Origin of the sequence: Microcystis sp. Msp_OC_L_20101000_S702 (assembly GCF_007095705.1) — a bacterium.
Taxonomy (GTDB): domain Bacteria; phylum Cyanobacteriota; class Cyanobacteriia; order Cyanobacteriales; family Microcystaceae; genus Microcystis; species Microcystis ichthyoblabe_A.
Genome location: NZ_SFBO01000120.1, coordinates 22,461 through 40,436, shown reverse-complemented (window position 1 = coordinate 40,436; position 17,976 = coordinate 22,461). Strand labels below are relative to the sequence as shown.

Here is a 17,976-nt window from a genome sequence, read left to right as displayed (position 1 = left end):
ATGGGAATCCGTGCCGAAATATATATAAGCCTTTTTAGTTCCGCTATAAGTTTGTCCGAGAAGCAATCGAGAAAACCATAAATGGGTCATTGAAGGAGCCTTATGCCAGAATCTAAATATGAGATTATTTCAGTTAAAGTTAAAGAAAATGTCACCATGTTAGTGGAAGCGAGAAGTTTCGGTGGTGAACGGGAAGTATCCGATCAAATATTTGACTTTCAAAGTGTGGCTGATACAATTGAGGCAGTTACTGAATCGATCGCTGCTACGATAAGTAAAGTGCAGCCCAAAAAGGCCACCGTAGAATTTGGGGTAGAAGTCAGGGTAAAATCTGGTAAACTAACCGCTTTAATTGTGGAAGGTGAAGGAAAGGGAAATTTAAAAATTACCCTAGAATGGGGAGGATAAATTGATTAAATGCTTACCCCGGAATCTCTACCTCCGTACACTGTCAGGTTAAAGTTAATCGATGCGTCAGGAACAGGCTTTTTTGTGGGACAAGGGTTAATTTTGACCTGTCTTCATGTGGTAAAAGATGCGCGGGATAATAACGAGACTATCGAGATAATTTGGCAAGGTCAAATTTCTGGGGCTAAAATTATCGACTTACCGAATCTAGACGGGATCGATCTGGCTCTTTTACAATTAAACTCGTCTTTAGATCACAAATATGTCGATTTTGATCACGATTTACAATTAACAGATAAATTATACACTTTTGGCTATACCAACGAGTATCCGAACGGTGATCCTAGTGACTTTGAGTATATAGGTTTAACGGGGGATGAAAACCCCCTAATCAAGTTTAAATTAGGGCAAGTACAACCCGGTTTTAGTGGTTCACCGCTGTTAAATTTACGCACGGGGAAAGTGTGCGGAGTGGTGAATATAACCAGAGATGAGTATAGTGATTTAGGAGGAAGAGCGATTCCAGTTCAGACTATTTTTAAATATTTTCCGCAATTACAACCCCAAAAAAATGCCCATAATCCTTTTAAACCCACTTCCGGAGGTATTGAAGAAATTCAGCAGATTTTTGGACGGGAACAAGAAATTAAAGATATTTTTGAGGTTTTAAATTCCGGCAGTAGTGCTGCTATTATCGGGGAAAGGGGAACGGGAAAAACCACCCTGCTTTGGGGAATTTACCATCAAGCAAGGGAGTATTTACTTAGTCATCGACAACCCTTGTATCTAAACTTAGAAGGATTAGCAGGAGATAAGGATTTTTATTATGAATTATGTCATCAGATTGGTATAGCTGTACCTTACGATAAACCGCTCAAAGGAACTAGATTAACTAGGGAATTAGAAAAACACAAAATCCTGTTATTATTGGATGTGGTAGATAATATGACTCAAAAATATTTCAGCTATCAGCTTAGAAGTCAATTAAGAGAGTTGGCCAATCGTCCCGATCCACCTTTAAGATTAGTAGTAGCGGCTAATCGTCCCCTTGATGTTTTATTTCCTGATAACAAAGGAGGTGATTCACCTTTCGAGGGAATTTGTCAACAATTTCCGATTAAATTATGGGATGAAGCTAAAATTAAAGAGTTTATTAGTCATCGTCTAAGTCAAACTGGAGTGACTTTTACTGAGGAGGAAATAAGTTCTCTTGTTAGGCAAAGTCAAGGAAAGCCGCGAGAGGTGATGCAAAGTTGTTTTAAACTTTATCAAACCAAAGTCAATAACTCAGCATCCCGAACTTAGGTTATAACTAAACAATAAGTTGATTTAATTTTGGGTTTGATCCCCCCTGCCCCCCTTGATAAGGGGGGTTTGATCCCCCCTGCCCCCCTTGATAAGGGGGGTTTGCTCCTACCTTGATAAGGGGGTTTGATCCTACCTTGATAAGGGGGTTTGATCCCCCCTGCCCCCCTTGATAAGGGGGGTTTGATCCTACCTTGATAAGGGGGGTTTGATCCCCCCTGCCCCCCTTGATAAGGGGGGTTTGCTCCTACCTTGATAAGGGGGGTTTGATCCTACCTTGATAAGGGGGTTTGATCCCCCCTGCCCCCCTTGATAAGGGGGGTTTGATCCTACCTTGAGTAACACCTAACTACTTAATAAACCATCACCGGGTAAATAGCTAGAGATAAAAATTATGAAGGAAAGCACCGTCCCCAGAATTAATCTCGCCCCTAAACTCAAACGCGATTTATCTTTATGGAATCCCTTTGATTATCTTTTGCTGTTGTACTGGGTGTTTTATTTTCCCCAAGCAGTGCGCTGGTATGTGGAAACGAGAGGCGGCGGCGATAAATTAACCGAACAGAAAACATGGCGCGATACAAGGCAATTTCTCCGCGACCATCCCGTACAATTGCGTCTAGGGATTCAGGGTCTTCTCTTAACTGTAATTACCCCTCTGATTATCTGTAGCATAGCGGCAAATTTAGGACTTTCTGTTAATTGGGTGTTCGTGGGGTCCGGCGTGGTGTCGGGCGTGGTGTTGGGCGTGTGGTTCGGCGTGGTGTCCGGCGTGGTGTCCGGCGTGGTGTTCGGCGTGGTGTCCGGCGTGGTGTCCGGCGTGGTGTCCGGCGTGGTGTTCGGCGTGGTGTTCGGCATGGCGTTCGGCATGGCGTTCGGCGTGTTGTTGGGCGTGGTGTCCCGCGTGTGGTTGGGCGTGGTGTTGGGCGTGGTGTACGGCGTGGTGTTGGGCGTGGTGTCCGGCGTGGTGTTGGGCGTGGTGTACGGCGTGGTGTACGGCGTGGTGTTCAGCGTGGTGTCCGGCGTGGGGTTTATATTCGCCTTTTTCCGTCCTGATAATTGGCTAATCGGGCTTTTGGCAGGCCCCCAAGGGCGACTTTTTCCCCGTATTACCCTTCTACCGCTGCCGGGGTTAACCTCGACTCTACAACAATGGTTACAGCAAGACTGGGAAACGGCTATTAATAACCTCAATCAATACCTTCAGTACAGCCGCCAGTTTATTCCTGTCCTTGTCGCCGTTAACCGCGTTTTATCGCAATTCCCAGAGGCAGAAATTATCTATCGCGTCTCCCGTCTGGCAGAAAATCCCTCCGATTGGCAATTGTTAAAATATGCGTCGGCGAAACTGTTTTCTTTTCGTGACAGCAAAATCCGTCTCGATACCCCTGCTCGCGCCGCCGCCGCCGGTTTTTGGTATCTTCGCCAACGGGACACCGAAAAAGCCGAAAAAGCCTTTGCTGTGGTACGTTCCCTCGCCTACGGGGAAGAAATGTATAGCCTCGCCCAAACTTTACACCGATTTAGTCAGGCAGCAACTCTCGATGGTATCGCTTCCCTGGAGGTTGCCCCCATTGCCGCAGAACCTTCATTACGTCCGCAAACTTGGCAAGCTATCAGCAGTTTAAATCGAGTTATCACAGAAATAGCTTTAGTCCAGGGAAGTTATTCCCAACAGACCAGATCCCTCGCTCTTAATCGGATTATCGGGGAATTAAGGGATATAACCGACCAACAGGCGGCCAATTTATACCAAGCAGAAACATTATTAATCCTTTCCATCGTCGCAACATGGGCAGACATTAGCGCATCCATCGCGGGAACGGTGGGAACGGTAACTATTACCCAACCGATTCCTAATCCCTACATTATCGGTGATCCGGTGATCGGTAAACGCTTTGTTGGTCGTGAGGATATCCTGCGGGAACTTCAGTCAATGTGGTCCGGAGATAACCTATCCTCCGTGGTTCTCTATGGTCATCGTCGCATGGGTAAAACTTCGATTCTACGCAATCTGGAGGCCTATCTTCCACCAAATGTCTCGGTTATCTACATTAATTTACAGCGCTTGGCCACAGTAACCAGCCTAGCCGAAGTTCTCCTGACTATGGCTGAGGAAATCGCCCAAACTTTGGCAATTGATGCCCCAGAAGAGGAAAAAATCTCCCAACATCCAGAAATGTATTTTAATCGTTATTTAGACCGTCTGATGCGCCAGATTCTGCCGGAAAAAGCTAAAACTGGTTTAATTATTGCCCTCGATGAGTTCGAGATAATTGAGGATTTAATCGAAGCGAATACCCTCCCCCGGAATTTCCTTGGCTATCTGCGTTCCCTTGTCCAGAGTAGTCCGCGTCTAGCTTTTGTTTTTGCCGGATTACATACCCTAGAGGAGATGACTGCCGATTATTTTCATCCTTTTTTTGGCAGTGTTTACCCGATTCCAGTCAGTTTCCTCTCTCCTGAGTCCACTCGCGTTATCCTCGCTAATCCCGTTGGGGAAGACGAGGATTTTCCCCTAGACTATACCCCATCCGCTTTGGACAAAATTTATCAACTTACCCACGGTCAACCCTATTTAGTACAACTGATCGGCTTTCATCTGGTACGTTTTTATAATAAACAGGTCTTTGAGTTGCAACGTCCCCAAGATATTCGTTTTCAGGTGGAAGATGTGGAAAAAGCCATCGATGACGAGTTTTTCCAAAGGGGGAATTATTATTTTACGGGTGTCTGGAAACAGGCTAAACAAGATGCGGCCGGACAAGGGGAGATTTTAATAGTTCTTTCTCCCCATCTGCAAGGATTAACCCGGGCAGATTTACTGTCCAGCACCGGACTAACTGCCACAACTCTCGACCGGGCCCTAAAAACCCTTGAAAATCATCATGTCATCGAATGCCAAGACTGCCGTTATCGGATTGCTGTGGAATTATTCCGTCGTTGGGTATCGGAAACAATGGCCTAAGGGACTTGCGCTTTAATAATGTACCTTTTGGGCGAACGCAGTTCGCCCCTACATTAATGTACCTTTTGGGCGAACGCAGTTCGCCCCTACATTGTGGACAAAATCCGTTACTGTAGGGGCGCAAAGCTTGCGCCCTCCGATCGGTTGGGATATTATTCCCACGCAGGTCCCTAAATTCTTTTGTTATATTTTTGGCTAATATTTCAGCCCCAAATAGGGGGGTTACAGGGCAGCACGGATTCCCACTATAACAAAATAATAGAACAAATCTGGGAATTTGTCAAGGCCTTGGCAATTTTCTGGTTAAAATTGTTTGTTGAGATGGGGTCAGGGACAAGACCCGCCCGGCCCCGACGAAAAACTTTAGTATAATCAAGAACACTGAGTATTTATTAGCTTTTCTGTCTAAGATTGATGTTAAAGGCTGTTCTGTTCGATTTTAATGGGGTGATCATCAATGATGAACCAATCCATCAAGAGTTAATCAATGAAATCTTGCTCGGGGAAAATTTACTGCCCCTAGGGTCGGAATTTGCGGAGTTATGTCTGGGAAGAAGCGATCGCGTCTGTTTGCGTAATGTTCTCACCCGTCGCGGTCGTCAAGTGACCGAGGAGTATCTGACTAAGTTAATTAACAAAAAAGCGAGTTTATACCGAGAAAGATTAGAAAAATTAGAGAAACTTCCTATTTATGAAGAGATATACTCTTTTTTAAAACGGGTTAAGGCCAGGGATCTACAAATCGGTTTGGTGACGGGAGCAATACGCTCGGAAGTAGAATCAATCTTGCAACAGGCGGGCCTTGGGGATTACTTTAGTGTCATTGTCACCGGTGATGAGATCAGCACCAGTAAACCCCAACCGGATGGTTATTTACTGGCCGTAGAAAGATTCAATCGTTGGAATTTTAATCTACAGTTGCAACCCTGGGAATGTCTGGTGATTGAAGATACTTTTGTCGGTTGCGAAGCGGCAAAAAGAGCGGGAATGCAGGTGGTGGGAATCGCTCATACCTACCCCTTCCATTTTATGCAGAGAGTGTCCAACTGGGCGATCGATAATTTTTCCCAACTAGACCTCGATCGCGTGGAAGAAACTTTTAGCCAAATCGGGGATAAAAAGGAGCGATCGGGATTTTTAGGCAATCTATGACCATCTAGAGGCGATTCACAAGCTGAAAATCCCTACTTGTAAAAATTGGCAATTCGTGTTATGCTAACGAAAGTGCTAAGAAAATGCGGGTGTAGTTTAGTGGTAAAACCCTAGCCTTCCAAGCTAATGATAGGGGTTCGATTCCCCTCACCCGCTTAGGCTGTTGTGCAGTAAACGTCTAAGGAATTATCGGTAATATCAACGGCGATTCTGACTTAGAGATCGCTATCTTCTAAATATCTCCGCAAATCTTTGGTACGCTGCTCGGTGACAGCTGCCAAGCAATTACTGTAAATCATGGGAGCTATAGAGCCTCCCTCATAGGCGCTTCTTTCAAATTCGCAACTGCTGTCTCTAAACTTAATCCAAGCTTGTTGGGCGGTAATTAATTTTTGTTTGCGAGCAGCTGACAGTTTTGGCAGTAGTTGTCGATAAACTTGATTTAACTTGCGATCGGCGTTTTGATAAGCGATGCTGGCACAAATGTTCATTTCGCTTTGAGTCTGGGGATTGTTACAGTTAGGACGTTGAGCTAGTTGCAAGTTTGTCGCTGCAGATGTGGGACTGGCAATGCTAGGGGTAGCCATCCCGACAGCAAACAAACTTGCTATGCTTAATACGGTTAGCAAAAACTCGCCCATGCCTACTTATTTTAATGACGGTAAGAATAGGATAACAGAAATGCGATCAAATCGACCATAACTTTTCAGGAAGCCATTCTGCTCGATTCGTTGGTTGGCTTGGTTAACTCTATTTCATTATTTCCAAAAAAGAAAATTAGAGGAGTTGATAACTAAAAAACCCAGACGGGAACTCGTTTATAAGCAGGAGTCCCACAGCGAGGATCGATTTTAGCTTTGAATAAAACATTGGTTTCGGGATAGAACATAAAGCCAACACCTTCGCGAATCGGACCGAAAATAAGTTCGATATTCTCTAATTTGCCGGCATCTCCTTGAACGGTGACTCGTTGATGTTCTTGAAAGCCCGCTTTTTTGGCATCTTCGGCGTTGATCAATAAACAATGACGGTGAGGCATTCCCCGATATTTATCGCCTACTTGATAAACGACGGTATTATGTTGTCCATAACTGCGTCCTGTTCCGAGAATCAGAGCAATTCCGGGTGCATTTTCTGGTTGATTGAAATCTTGCTTTTGCGGTGCTTTTAAAGTGGGTAAAAGCGTGACAGACATTTGCGCTTTTCCGGTCGATGTTGGAAAATGGGGTTCGGTAAAAATCCGTCCGCTAATGGTAAATTCTGTTTGGGTTTGATCTAATTGCCCGATCTTTTCATAACCCGGAATCGTTTTGGCGATTAACTGACGAATATAGGCGGTATCGTGTAATCTCGACCAATCAATCGGGTTTGTGCCTAAAACCTTGACGGCAATATTTGTTAACAGTTCTACTTCCGAGATGATATCCACATGGGAACCCTGTAGATGACTGCTTCCCCGCTCGTTAAAACGGACAAAATTATTGCCCGATTCGGTGGTTGTCGGGTGAGGATTTTCAAAACGAGCGAATACGGGTAAAATTATCGTATTTTGTCGGGCTAATCCCTGAAAATGTCCTAAATTTGGCTTAGTAGCTACATAAAAAATCGTATCAATTTGAGCTAAGGCTTTTTTGGCTTGAGTTAAATCTGGATTTGCTCCATAAAGATTACCTCCCAAACAGAAAAGAGTGTTAATTTTTCCCCGTTCGGCAGCTTCAATTAATGCCCTGGTATCATAACCGCCGGTTATATTTAATGGCTTTCCTAAAAGTTGAGCAAGTGCCTCGGCGATTTCCTGACGTAATCTCACTGTAACGCCCATAGAACCGAAGCCCTGTACATTAGAATGACCTCTGATTGGCATGGTTCCGGCTCCGATTTTGCCAGCATTTCCCGTCATTAAAGCGGTATTGGCAATACTGATGATATTATCGACACCATTTTCCTGTTGTGTAACCCCCATCGCCCAAGCGAAAACCACACGCTCTAAATTGCCGAAAAGGGCGGCGGTTGCTTCAATTTCTTCTCGGGACAAACCGCAGGTTTTAGTAATGGTTTCCCAGGGTGTTTGTTGGGCATAATCTATAACAGATTGCCAATTTTCTGTATGGGATTCCAGATAATCCCACCGAACTAAATTTTGTTCGATCAAAGATTTTTGTAATCCGACGAATAGGGCGGTGTCGCTACCCGGAATCGGCTGTAGGTAGAGAGTTGAAATATCGGAACCGCCCCGCAATAAAGATTTAATCGGAAAAGCGGGTGAGGAGAATTTGACCAATCCGACTTCAATTTGCGGGTTAATAATAATAATTTTACCGCCGCGATCACGAATTTGAATTAATTCATTCATCAGGCGAGGATGATTAGCCGGAGCGTTAGAACCGATTAACACCACACAATCGGCTTGTTTTAAACTTTCCAGACTGACCATCGAAGTTCCGGTTCCGAAAACCTGTTTTAAGCCTACGGTCGAGGCGGCATGACAGAGATCGGAACAATCGGCTAAATTATTACTTCCTAATGCCCGGAAAAACAATTGTAAGAGATAGGCGGCTTCATTAGAAGAACGTCCCGAACTATAGGAGGCAATAGTCTCGGACGGTTGACGAAAAGCTTGTTCGGCTAATCGATACACTTCTTCCCAACTAATCCGTTGATAGTGACTTTCTCCGGCTTTTAAGAGGACGGGATAACTGAAACGACCCAAGCGATCGCATTCTAGGGAGGTTAAGGACTGTAATTGAGCGAGATGATAGGTCTGAAAAAAATCAGTTTTAATACCTGGCATTAATTCGGAAGTAACTGCCTCGACACTTTTGAGACAACGTTGCAGACTTTCCCCCGCTTCGTTGACAAAACCGCCCTTTTGTCCTCCCGTTCCCCAAGCGCAAGCTAAACAGGCACTTTTATGATTTAAGGTTTGCCAGAGTTTAACCCCTTGAGGAGAGAGAGTTTTTTCTGCCCAATATTGCAATACGGGAAAACCCCCGCCCGCCTCAATTTTGTTGGATGTTTCTCGTTCGTTCATCGTTTTTTTCTCTCGATTTTTTCTCAAATTCATCCGATAGGGAGAGTGTACCCAGTACCGTTGAGTTTATCACCATTTTAAAAAAAGTGCATCAGCAAGACATAAACGACTGGGTAAGCTACGGTTAGTTGTTGACAATATCCCCTGATTGTGATTTTATCAAACTAGGGAGAGGTCTATTAAAATGATAATTCCGATGGATAAAAATGAAGACTTTCAACATTTAGAAGAGATGATTGTTAACGAAACGGATATCTTCGAGATCGCGCGTTGGGTCAACTCGCACTCTTTACTTGCTGTCCAGACAGGGGAGCGTCTGTGTTAAAGCCGGACTTGACAGTAACCTCAACGGATAAACTACCATCAGGGTTTAGGGATGATTCTTCATGGTTTGAGCGGACTTTTCTCCCAATCTTGCTAACAATTAGGAACGGGAATTAATCGACCCAATTTTCTAAGAATAAATGAGGAATTTGTCTAAAATGTCGCAGATTTCTGGTTACTAGCCTGGCTTGATTAGCTAAGGCGATACTAGCAATTAACAGGTCAGACCTGCCAATTTTGCGAAATTTAGAAATATCTTGTAAGCGGTCAAATTGATTGGCTGCATTTGGGTCAATTAAAATTACAGGAAGTTGATTTAATAAGGTTTCTGAACGAGAGAAAAGCTCTTGTGCTTTCAGTAAATCACTCCCTGAAAAAGCCTTAAGCAGATAATCTATCCGCCCGCGCAAAATTTCGATCTTGGTGACAATCGTAATGGCGACTTCCTCATCTTGTAAGTTTTCCAATCGATTAATAACGTTAGTGTTACCTGAGTGGAGATGAGTTACAGTATCCGTGTCAAGAAGATACATCATCGTCAGTTTCCGAACGTCCCCTGGCTTGGTAAATAGAATCTCTTAGGTCGGCCAAAGAACTATCATCGCTTAAAGCACCTGCCTGTTGCAGAAAAATAGCTTTACTATTTGGCGAAGAGTTAGAAGGAAAGGAAGTCTTCAAGGTTTTAGCCTCTTGCTCTAATAAAGTATCGCTGCTTAATTGTTCTGATTTTGGAGTAATTGTCATAATTGCTCCTGATTATTTATTAATATCTTATCATAATGGGTATGGAAAAACTCTCAGTACAGGAAAAAAATTGTATGGAGAAAATTGCGATGATTGGGCAGAGATTTCCTCGGACAAACGACCATCAGGGTTTAGGGATGATTCTTCATGGTTTGGACGGGCTGGAGTTTTAATTTTCCCTGAATCTTTGTAGCAGTTCTTCACGGGATAAATTTGCCAAAGAAAGAAGCAATCCGGTGCGTTCCGAGATGGGAAGTTGGGCGATCCGTTCCACCAGACCAGATAATTCCGAATCTAGGCTGCCAAACCGTCCTTCCAGAAGACTGGCTATCAGGGAATACCGTTCTTCTAAACTACCTTGTTGTATCCCTTCTTGCTTTCCTTCTAATTTCCACTCTTCCCTTTGTTGTAAATAAGCTGGTGATAAGTTCATGATGTCCTCCTGTTCTTCTGTACTTAAATTATCTCTCAATTCTAAGTTTTTGCGCCAGTTGGCCAGAATTTCTAGTAAATTCTCTCGAAAAGGATTGCGTTCTGGCAGTTCAACTAACTCTTCTACTGCTCGTTTTTGAGTTCCTCCTTTACCTAATACCCTCAACCATAAGGTGTCATCAATTACTGGTAATTGATGAATGACAATGATGCCCGCTTTGAGAGACTTCGCTAAAAAGTAAACCCCTGTTAACCAATTACTCTCATCGCTGTGAGTCCCGAAATCTTCAATCATTCTAGCTGAAAAGGTGGGCGTTAGAATCCATAAGAAAGGCAATTCTGCGACCGTCAGAGTTTTGTTTGACCGTTTCGCTTTTCTCAAGACATCCCCATGAACCGTGTATAACTTTGACAAACAACTGCGAATCTCTACCTCGGTCGGGGGATTGCGAAAAGGTTCAAATAAACAGGAAGTAGCCGCCATTTTTCCGAGTAACCCTAAAGGTAACTCAGTGGGAGGAGGTGAGCTAAATGGTTCAAACCAGACATCGATTTCTTGAACCTCACTTTTTACTTTCTTACTTTTTCTAATCGTCCCTAGAGGTGTTAGTAACTCCTCCAGATATTCCTTAGCAAATTGGTCATGAATTTGGCGAGTCATTCAAATTAATAATCAAGCATAAAAAGGACGGTAATAATCTTATTATATCATTAATTAAAAAGGAATCCAATCGACAATATTGATCCATTCTTCTGCTTCGGTAGTTTCCCAAATTATAATTAATTCTTCGGCTAGTTTTCCCATCGTTGTGGTGGGACGTATCCAAAACAGTCCCCAGATTTGTTGATTTTTTTGCCAATATTCTTCTAAATGTTCAGGCATACTGGTACTTGTGTGATAATTTTTGCTTATGGAATCGTGAAATGCTTATCGGGTAACACTTTTAGGACTATTTTGTCGAAGAAACTATCAGTATAGACCTCGTTTCCACACAGAAACCAGAAGAGCCCGATTATCTGTCACCAAGAGTCGTTGAGATAATCCTAAATACTTTAGAACATCAGGGTCAAGAGTTCCTAACGGTGGTGTATTCGGCTCTCCAACGCGTAAAATATCTATCTCTGGATTTAACCTTAAGACAGCAACTTTCAAGCGGGAAGATAAGTTTTCATCCAGTAAAAACTTGATTTTCATACCTTGACAGAATTTTGCCTTTACTGTTTAATTTTTCTCATCTTTTCTCGTTGAGGTGAAGGATGTTTTAGTGCTTCATGGTAGCGAGTCTCTCGCCAATTCTGGAGGCGCAATAAATAGGCATCAATTTTTTGCTGATTCTGGAGATAATAAGTAATAGTAGCGTAGATTTTCTCTAGACTTAGATCGGGATAGATAGCATTTATTTCTTCTGGAGTATAGCCTTCCAAGAAATAAAAGAGTACGTTGTCAATTCCGAGGCGATCACCTTTGATTCTAATATCATTTTCGGAGATAAATAAGAAATAATCTTCTAGTTGCATAATTAATTTTCCCCTTAAATTTCTTTCATTTTTCCCGCTTATTTATTAACATTTTATCATAATTAGTTTGCCTGATGCTTCCCTTGTTTTCAAACCTTTAATTGTCAATTATCGCTTTTCTCTAGCTATCATCAAGGTGATTTCAGCAATCAGTCCGCCGTCAGGATTTTGCCCAAGCCATTTCACCCGCCGTAACGTGCCATCGTAAGCAATACCTCTTGGTTAAGGATTTTTTAGGGCTTCTCGCCTACGGGATCATAAGGGTTTCAGTCTCATTGTGAACGCACGAATGACGTTATCCGAGAAGTATTGCCATCGTAAGGACTCTTGACCACAGACAGGGACGCGGTCTGCTTCGCAGTGCCTTCGGCAGCGCATTATCCACCTCCTGGAGCTTTGCCTTAACTTGAGCCACTTGAAACTCCCTCTCCCCCAGACGCTGCTGATACTCAGCCAACTGCCGCTCATAATTAGACCGCGCTTGATTGACCTACTCAACCCGCCGCGCTGCTTCCAGGGAGGCTTTGGTAAGCCCGTTGGTTCTTGGCAGATTGCAGCTTCCCTACAGCTAACTGGTAGTCCCTGACGGCGGCGGTGTGCTTCTGCTTCAATTGCTTCAGTTTGGCTTGCTCGTGTTCGAGGATGATGGGGTTGGGGAGGGCAAGTGCCAACGCAGTCAGGCTGGCAATGCCTACGGTCAGGAGGTTGTTCATGGCATAGGCGTACTGGGAAGGTTAATTATTAGTATAAAAATCTATATTTGTAAAGATGATTTTTTAGGGTTTTTTCTGACAGACCCGATGATTTTAACCAACTCTCAAAATCCGTTAATAATTTCTGATTGGCTCTTCTTATCTTTTGGCAATCAGCTTCATATTTCTCGTAATCATCCATCACAAATTCCTTGCATATAGTTCTGAAAGTGTCACCACTTGATATCCTTTTTGAGAAAGTTTGGGCAGCACTCTAGAGAGCGTTAATGCAGTCCTTTCTCCCCACAAACCACTATCATGCAAAATAATGATCGAACCAGGACGAGCATTGCAGAGAATTTGCGTCGAAGCAAACCAAGATAAAGGAATATGGGTATCGAAGGGAAATATAGACCCAAGCGCAACTCGATAACCGTTTTGGCGAGCAATCTTGACCATAGTGGTATTATACCAACCCCCTCCTGGACGCAGCCAGCGAGGTTTGGCAAAGTTGGCAATAATTCTATCAGCCTCCAGTAATTCTGTTTCAAACTCTTCTGGTGACAGTTGGATACTGAGTTTATCTTCAGTAAGGTGATTGGCTAACTCATGTCCTTGATTGACTACTTCTCTAATTACCGACTCGTTCTCCTTGACGCGATCGCTGATCATGAAAAAAGTTGCCCGCGCTTGATATTGCTGAAGAATTTCCAGAATTTTTGGTGTTGCCACCGCATCAGGACCATCATCAATCGTGAGAGCAATAATTGGCTTGTCAGTTTTAGTAAAATAGACGGCACCAGGGACAATTGAAGCAATAAGAGAAAGAATCCAGCGAGGCTGAAAAAATAAAATTGAAATCAAACTTAATCCAGCCAAGCTCGAAAAGGCAAAAAGATAGTTGAACATCTTTGATCGTCCTTAATCAAGTACAGAAGCGGACTCTTCATTTCCACTCATGTGGAATATTCCATTTTTTCTGCCATAATTCTTGCAGCTGTTGGAAAGTAGGAGTCCCCTTAATTTCTTTCCATCCAAGCCGCAAATTTTCTTTCTGCTGTTCAGTCAATTTCCAAGACAGGGGTTGCTTGTAGCCTTCTGGGAAGGAGATAACAAATGGCTTAATTGTTATGCCTTTCCTTTCTGCTCGTTTTGCTAGTAACTCAACTTCTTTTGAGTTGCGAGATGCTTGCGTTGAATCTCGTACACTATAGACTGCCTGGAGTGGACCAATCCATTCCATAAACCATCCTTTGTCTCCCTTGATTTTTGGTGGCAGTTTCGCTTCAGGGGATGCGTTAATTTGGAGAAGTAAAACCCGTTTAATATTCAGGTTTTTACTAAAATCATCTAGATATTTATCTAACCACTCAACTGCTGTAAACATCCCCGAATTATCGAAATACCCTCCATCAGCAACATGATAGTTGAATGTGAAATCGCCATTATTACGAGCAATTGGCGATACATAGGGAAAAGATGCCGAGAGTCTGGCGGCTGTCGTGACGTTTAAATCATATATTATGCTCTCAGTAGTTATCCGATTTTCACTGTTATTAAAGAGAGTGTTAAAATCAAAGGCCTTACGTCTTTCTGCATCCTCATTATCCTTAATGAAGGTCATCGGAGAAATCAAAAACCGGCGACCATCTTCAACCAAAGTGGCGTTAAAGACTGGGATAGGAATTTGTCCTTCAAATATCTTCGCTCGCCTGTCAGCTAGAGTAGCTTTAGGATAAAGCATATTTCCCTTCCAATCCTCCTCTATTGCATATCCGCGATCATTGTATTTATCGCCAGCAAGAGGTGGAAACCAGAACCGTACCAAATCGGGATAGGCGAGTCCCCAACCTACGGCATCTAGATTATCTTCAGTTGCATTATTGAAGACTATTTCTAATTCTTGTTGTTCAGGAAATCCTTTCTTCCCAAACCGATCAAAAAAGAACATCGTTCCCACAGACCCACCAGACACCGAGCTAATTAATCCGATTGCCTGAGTAAAAGAAGGCCCTAACTCCTCCTGTAAGCCGTTTAAAACTTGTACTGTCCAACCTGCTGCTTGAATCCCCCCACCACTAGCAGCTACAACCACTAAAGTCTTGTCTGCTTCTGTTTGTTTTTCAAGACGTTTTTGAATTGCTTCTTTAAAGTCTTTCGTTTTCCCTAGTTGATCTTGATTTAATTGTTCTTTTTTTGTCCCATATTGCTCTTGATTTAGTTCCCCTTTTTGTAATTGTTCTTCAATATCTGGATATTTAATTTCAGCCAACTTAAAGTAGTGATCTACTTCAAAAAATAAGTACATCAATCCAGAGACACCAATCAAGGACAAAATAATAGGAAAGTGGAATGGATCGAGATGAGATGTTAAAAGGCCCAATACCCCTGTCAATATCCAAATTAATAATAAAGCATACAAAAGTGCAGGAGCTTCGCCTAGATAAGAAACAATTTTCTTCCTTCTTGGTTTGAAAAAATAAATTACCAATCCATAGATTAGTAAACCAATAATTCCTAAAGCAAGTCCGAGAAAATCTTCTTCTCTAAGCTGAGATATATACTGACCTAATGCTGGAATTTGCCGAAAAATTGCCAGATTTTTGACTGAAAAATCTTTAAGCAAAGAACCTAGCCAAGCTATAAGCCCGATAAATCCTCCACTAGCAACTAAACCTGCCAGAATTCCTGAAAACCATTCTCTTTGCTTTAATTCAGAAAAGGAACGCCACCAGACCATAACCCATGTAGGTAATGTTAGTAGCAAAGCCAGACCATATCGCATCAACGGTAACAAGTTTTGACTTGAAGACGAAATAAGTGAAGGATTTTTGAGAAAAATCTCCTCTGAAGTAAAAGAAACCATTAATGCAGCCATCGTAGAACCTACTGTTACCGAAGCAAGTTGCCAAGAACCACGCATGAAAAATAGATTTTGAAAAAGTACAGAAGCTAACGTATTTGCCAAGATAGGAAAGACAACCAAAATCAAACCAAAGACGATTGGGACTCGCAACGGAAAGAAAAAAGAGTGATACTTAGTAATTCCTCCGATCAGGATGATGACCAAGGAAGTGCTTAATAAAACAAACTTAGTTCTGGTAAAAAACATGGCTATTCTAGTTAGGTTAGACAAATGACTGTTTTGACTTTTAGAGTATTTACTGGCTAGGGCAAAAATCGTCAAGTTTTCACCCAGATCTGTTAGAATAGTAAAAGCTGGAAACAATATTAATATTCGGGCAACTTCTGTGGGATAAAGAAGAACAATAAAAGTAGCACAAAAAGCCCCGTAGATAAAGGGGAATATTCCATCGACAGTTATCTCAGTCCATTTATAAAGTTCTACTCCTTTTGGTTCTAAGTTTTTAAAAAATTCTTTAACTTCATGGGATGTATAACTCCATCGACTGTCGAGAATCTGGTTCTGTGGTTCTAAGTTTAACTTTTTTGCTCGCCACAAAAGCAGAATCGATAAAAGCACGAACCCCAAAATTAGGGTTAAAATTCCCTTTAAATTGCTAATTTTCGCTATTAGCTCATATAAATCATTTAAGCTAAACATATCAGTCTCCTTTAAGGTCTAGGCGAAATAATCTTCGCTGTTACCGTCCCCACCGCGTACTGGTCTTTCAAGAGAGCGATCGCACCCTCTACCCCACAATAATCCATCTGCACCGCCGCCACCGCCAAACTAACCGTCTGATACTGGTCAGGTCAAGCTGTTTCAGTATCATCCCTGCCACCAAACAGACCCCACCTCTTATCTAAACTTTTCTCCAAATGGTAAAACTCTTAACCTAATGAAGTTTCGGCGATTTCATCCGTGCAATTGTCCCCCAAGTAATCTGATTATTTCCCCCTTATTCACCTATCCCTACTCTATCTCCGATAATCTCAACCAATGAGGCTGTTTTCACAAAATTTAACGATTAGCCGACAATGAATCGCCGATGGTAGAAATATTCAGCGATCGCTAAAGTGCTTAACAAAAGAAATTATAATCTTATCGATTTTGACCGTGTCACTATCCAAAGGAATAGATTAGATTTCTTGAAAAGACCGATGCGGGGAAATTACCGATCGATCACCCGAACTTTTTCCTTATCGGTAAAGATCGGGCGATTTGCATATTCTTGCTATTCCTAATACATCCGAGAGCGCCCGTCCTGTCGAATTTATCTTTAAACCCTAACTATCCCCGTACAATTATCAGCATATCGATCATAAACCTTGAGATAGGTTGCACACCATGAGCGAATACCAATATTACGAATTCCAAGCTATCGATCGCCCCCTCACCCAAGAGGAAAGGGCTGCCATCTGCGAGCTATCGAGCCGCGTCAAACCGACGGCAACGACTGCCAGTTTCACCTATAGTTACGGCAATTTTCGGGGGGATCCCAAACAGGTGCTGGCTCGGTATTTCGATATCATGTACTACATCACCAACTGGGGAACACAGCAATTAATGTTTCGTTTTCCCACATCCCTGATCAACCGAGAAACAATTGAACTTTACTGTATCGATAATTATATCAGCTTATCTTTTGCGGGAGATTGGGCAATTTTAGATTGGGAATTTAGTCAAGAAGAGGGTTTTAATGACTGGATAGAAGGAGAAGGGATTCTATCGGAATTGATAGGATTACGCCAAGAAATTCTCCAGCAAGATTATCGAGGATTATATTTAGCCTGGCTGAAAGCTATTGACTTATCCGAGGGATATATAGACATCGATAAGACCCAACTAGAACCTCCTTTACCCCCCGGACTAGGGCAACTTTCTGCCGCTCAAAAGGCTTTTACGGAAATCTTTGAATTGGACGAACACTTATTAAATGTTGCTTGTGCATCCAGTGGTAAACTAACAACTATCTCGGAGCAAACTTGGCAACAAGCTATTAGCCAATTATCGGCTTCTGAACGCCAAGATTTCCTATTAAGATTGGCTAAAGGAGAACATAATTTATCTGCTAAATTAAAACAAAAGCTGTCTCAATTAATCCCTACTTCTCCTGCTTCTAACCAGCCTCGACGCACGATCCAAGAACTTCTTGAGGCTGCTGCTGAGGAAGGAAAAAAGGCAGAAAAACGGCGACAACAAGAAGCGGAAGCCAAGCGAATTGAGGAACTACAAACTTTAGCTAAACGGGAAGCGCAAGTTTGGCAGCAAGTCGAGTCCCTAATTCAGAAAGCCCAGTCTAAATCCTACGATGAGGCTGTTAAATTGTTGGTCAAATTAAGAGATTTAGCCGAATATCAAAACCGGTTGCCCGTTTTCCAAGAGCGCCTGAACCGGATTTACGAGCAGTACAGTAACCGGTCTGGGTTGAAGAGGAGGTTACAAGAAGTGGGACTTACTGACAGTAAGTGAATCGCTCTTGAATTTTCGGCGGCTG

16 protein-coding genes and 1 tRNA gene are annotated in these 17,976 nt (G+C 42.7%); 7 read left to right on the top strand and 10 right to left on the bottom strand.

Annotated elements, in window-relative coordinates:
* The first annotated feature begins 102 nt into the window (after nucleotides 1–102).
* From EWV60_RS12880 to EWV60_RS12860, 5 genes are all read left to right on the top strand, one after another.
* Nucleotides 103–408 carry a CU044_2847 family protein gene (locus tag EWV60_RS12880; RefSeq protein ID WP_016516640.1) on the top strand — a complete coding sequence of 102 codons (306 nt, stop codon included), beginning with the start codon at nucleotides 103–105 and terminating at the stop codon, nucleotides 406–408.
* Between the two features lie 9 nt (nucleotides 409–417).
* The gene (locus EWV60_RS12875) at nucleotides 418–1,713 is read left to right on the top strand and encodes a S1 family peptidase (RefSeq protein ID WP_287232629.1); all 1,296 of its coding nucleotides are present in this window, start codon (nucleotides 418–420) and stop codon (nucleotides 1,711–1,713) included.
* A gap of 394 nt (nucleotides 1,714–2,107) precedes the next feature.
* Nucleotides 2,108–4,681, top strand: a complete 2,574-nt coding sequence (locus tag EWV60_RS12870) for an AAA family ATPase (RefSeq protein WP_287232628.1) — start codon at nucleotides 2,108–2,110, stop codon at nucleotides 4,679–4,681.
* A 414-nt stretch (nucleotides 4,682–5,095) separates the two neighbouring features.
* Nucleotides 5,096–5,833, top strand: a complete 738-nt coding sequence (locus EWV60_RS12865) for an HAD family hydrolase (RefSeq protein ID WP_287232627.1) — start codon at nucleotides 5,096–5,098, stop codon at nucleotides 5,831–5,833.
* An 85-nt stretch (nucleotides 5,834–5,918) separates the two neighbouring features.
* Nucleotides 5,919–5,989: transfer RNA gene (locus EWV60_RS12860), tRNA-Gly, on the top strand.
* Nucleotides 5,990–6,048: 59 nt separating this feature from the next.
* Here the strand turns inward: EWV60_RS12860 and EWV60_RS12855 are convergent.
* Nucleotides 6,049–6,474 (bottom strand): lysozyme inhibitor LprI family protein, encoded by a 426-nt coding sequence (locus EWV60_RS12855; protein ID WP_287232626.1) that lies wholly within the window; start codon nucleotides 6,472–6,474, stop codon nucleotides 6,049–6,051.
* 152 nt (nucleotides 6,475–6,626) lie between these two features.
* Entirely contained in the window at nucleotides 6,627–8,864 is a 2,238-nt protein-coding gene (locus EWV60_RS12850; RefSeq protein WP_287232625.1) for an FdhF/YdeP family oxidoreductase, read from the bottom strand.
* A gap of 196 nt (nucleotides 8,865–9,060) precedes the next feature.
* Here EWV60_RS12850 and EWV60_RS12845 point away from each other — a divergent pair, with 196 nt between their 5' ends.
* Nucleotides 9,061–9,189, top strand: coding sequence for a hypothetical protein (locus EWV60_RS12845; protein ID WP_287232624.1), 129 nt, complete (start codon nucleotides 9,061–9,063; stop codon nucleotides 9,187–9,189).
* A gap of 112 nt (nucleotides 9,190–9,301) precedes the next feature.
* Here the strand turns inward: EWV60_RS12845 and EWV60_RS12840 are convergent, their stop codons facing one another.
* The 8 genes from EWV60_RS12840 to EWV60_RS12800 all read right to left on the bottom strand — a co-directional run bounded on the left by EWV60_RS12840 (nucleotide 9,302) and on the right by EWV60_RS12800 (nucleotide 16,139).
* Nucleotides 9,302–9,724, bottom strand: a complete 423-nt coding sequence (locus EWV60_RS12840; RefSeq protein WP_287232623.1) for a type II toxin-antitoxin system VapC family toxin — start codon at nucleotides 9,722–9,724, stop codon at nucleotides 9,302–9,304.
* Entirely contained in the window at nucleotides 9,708–9,932 is a 225-nt protein-coding gene (locus EWV60_RS12835) for a hypothetical protein (RefSeq protein WP_110580516.1), read from the bottom strand. Before EWV60_RS12835 ends, EWV60_RS12840 begins: the two co-directional genes overlap by 17 nt.
* A gap of 169 nt (nucleotides 9,933–10,101) precedes the next feature.
* A complete protein-coding gene (locus EWV60_RS12830; RefSeq protein WP_287232622.1) occupies nucleotides 10,102–11,025 on the bottom strand; it encodes an RpnC/YadD family protein in 924 nt (307 codons plus the stop codon).
* A 54-nt stretch (nucleotides 11,026–11,079) separates the two neighbouring features.
* Nucleotides 11,080–11,247 carry a hypothetical protein gene (locus EWV60_RS12825; protein WP_223211017.1) on the bottom strand — a complete coding sequence of 56 codons (168 nt, stop codon included), beginning with the start codon at nucleotides 11,245–11,247 and terminating at the stop codon, nucleotides 11,080–11,082.
* A 332-nt stretch (nucleotides 11,248–11,579) separates the two neighbouring features.
* A complete protein-coding gene (locus tag EWV60_RS12815; RefSeq protein ID WP_287232620.1) occupies nucleotides 11,580–11,882 on the bottom strand; it encodes a DUF433 domain-containing protein in 303 nt (100 codons plus the stop codon).
* A gap of 494 nt (nucleotides 11,883–12,376) precedes the next feature.
* Nucleotides 12,377–12,595 (bottom strand): hypothetical protein, encoded by a 219-nt coding sequence (locus tag EWV60_RS12810; protein ID WP_044034387.1) that lies wholly within the window; start codon nucleotides 12,593–12,595, stop codon nucleotides 12,377–12,379.
* A gap of 180 nt (nucleotides 12,596–12,775) precedes the next feature.
* Nucleotides 12,776–13,483 carry a chitin deacetylase family protein gene (locus EWV60_RS12805; RefSeq protein ID WP_002796185.1) on the bottom strand — a complete coding sequence of 236 codons (708 nt, stop codon included), beginning with the start codon at nucleotides 13,481–13,483 and terminating at the stop codon, nucleotides 12,776–12,778.
* A 37-nt stretch (nucleotides 13,484–13,520) separates the two neighbouring features.
* A complete protein-coding gene (locus tag EWV60_RS12800; protein WP_002794910.1) occupies nucleotides 13,521–16,139 on the bottom strand; it encodes a patatin-like phospholipase family protein in 2,619 nt (872 codons plus the stop codon).
* Between the two features lie 687 nt (nucleotides 16,140–16,826).
* Here EWV60_RS12800 and EWV60_RS12795 point away from each other — a divergent pair.
* Nucleotides 16,827–17,951 carry a hypothetical protein gene (locus EWV60_RS12795; protein ID WP_287232619.1) on the top strand — a complete coding sequence of 375 codons (1,125 nt, stop codon included), beginning with the start codon at nucleotides 16,827–16,829 and terminating at the stop codon, nucleotides 17,949–17,951.
* The last annotated feature ends 25 nt before the right edge of the window (nucleotides 17,952–17,976 follow it).

What these genes read in the sequence shown, in the direction of transcription:
- EWV60_RS12880 (WP_016516640.1), top strand. Translation starts at nt 103, where the DNA reads ATGCCAGAATCTAAATATGAGATTATTTCAGTTAAAGTTAAAGAAAAT.
- EWV60_RS12875 (WP_287232629.1), top strand. Translation starts at nt 418, where the DNA reads ATGCTTACCCCGGAATCTCTACCTCCGTACACTGTCAGGTTAAAGTTA.
- EWV60_RS12870 (WP_287232628.1), top strand. Translation starts at nt 2,108, where the DNA reads ATGAAGGAAAGCACCGTCCCCAGAATTAATCTCGCCCCTAAACTCAAA.
- EWV60_RS12865 (WP_287232627.1), top strand. Translation starts at nt 5,096, where the DNA reads ATGTTAAAGGCTGTTCTGTTCGATTTTAATGGGGTGATCATCAATGAT.
- EWV60_RS12855 (WP_287232626.1), bottom strand. Translation starts at nt 6,474, where the DNA reads ATGGGCGAGTTTTTGCTAACCGTATTAAGCATAGCAAGTTTGTTTGCT.
- EWV60_RS12850 (WP_287232625.1), bottom strand. Translation starts at nt 8,864, where the DNA reads ATGAACGAACGAGAAACATCCAACAAAATTGAGGCGGGCGGGGGTTTT.
- EWV60_RS12845 (WP_287232624.1), top strand. Translation starts at nt 9,061, where the DNA reads ATGGATAAAAATGAAGACTTTCAACATTTAGAAGAGATGATTGTTAAC.
- EWV60_RS12840 (WP_287232623.1), bottom strand. Translation starts at nt 9,724, where the DNA reads ATGATGTATCTTCTTGACACGGATACTGTAACTCATCTCCACTCAGGT.
- EWV60_RS12835 (WP_110580516.1), bottom strand. Translation starts at nt 9,932, where the DNA reads ATGACAATTACTCCAAAATCAGAACAATTAAGCAGCGATACTTTATTA.
- EWV60_RS12830 (WP_287232622.1), bottom strand. Translation starts at nt 11,025, where the DNA reads ATGACTCGCCAAATTCATGACCAATTTGCTAAGGAATATCTGGAGGAG.
- EWV60_RS12825 (WP_223211017.1), bottom strand. Translation starts at nt 11,247, where the DNA reads ATGCCTGAACATTTAGAAGAATATTGGCAAAAAAATCAACAAATCTGG.
- EWV60_RS12815 (WP_287232620.1), bottom strand. Translation starts at nt 11,882, where the DNA reads ATGCAACTAGAAGATTATTTCTTATTTATCTCCGAAAATGATATTAGA.
- EWV60_RS12810 (WP_044034387.1), bottom strand. Translation starts at nt 12,595, where the DNA reads ATGAACAACCTCCTGACCGTAGGCATTGCCAGCCTGACTGCGTTGGCA.
- EWV60_RS12805 (WP_002796185.1), bottom strand. Translation starts at nt 13,483, where the DNA reads ATGTTCAACTATCTTTTTGCCTTTTCGAGCTTGGCTGGATTAAGTTTG.
- EWV60_RS12800 (WP_002794910.1), bottom strand. Translation starts at nt 16,139, where the DNA reads ATGTTTAGCTTAAATGATTTATATGAGCTAATAGCGAAAATTAGCAAT.
- EWV60_RS12795 (WP_287232619.1), top strand. Translation starts at nt 16,827, where the DNA reads ATGAGCGAATACCAATATTACGAATTCCAAGCTATCGATCGCCCCCTC.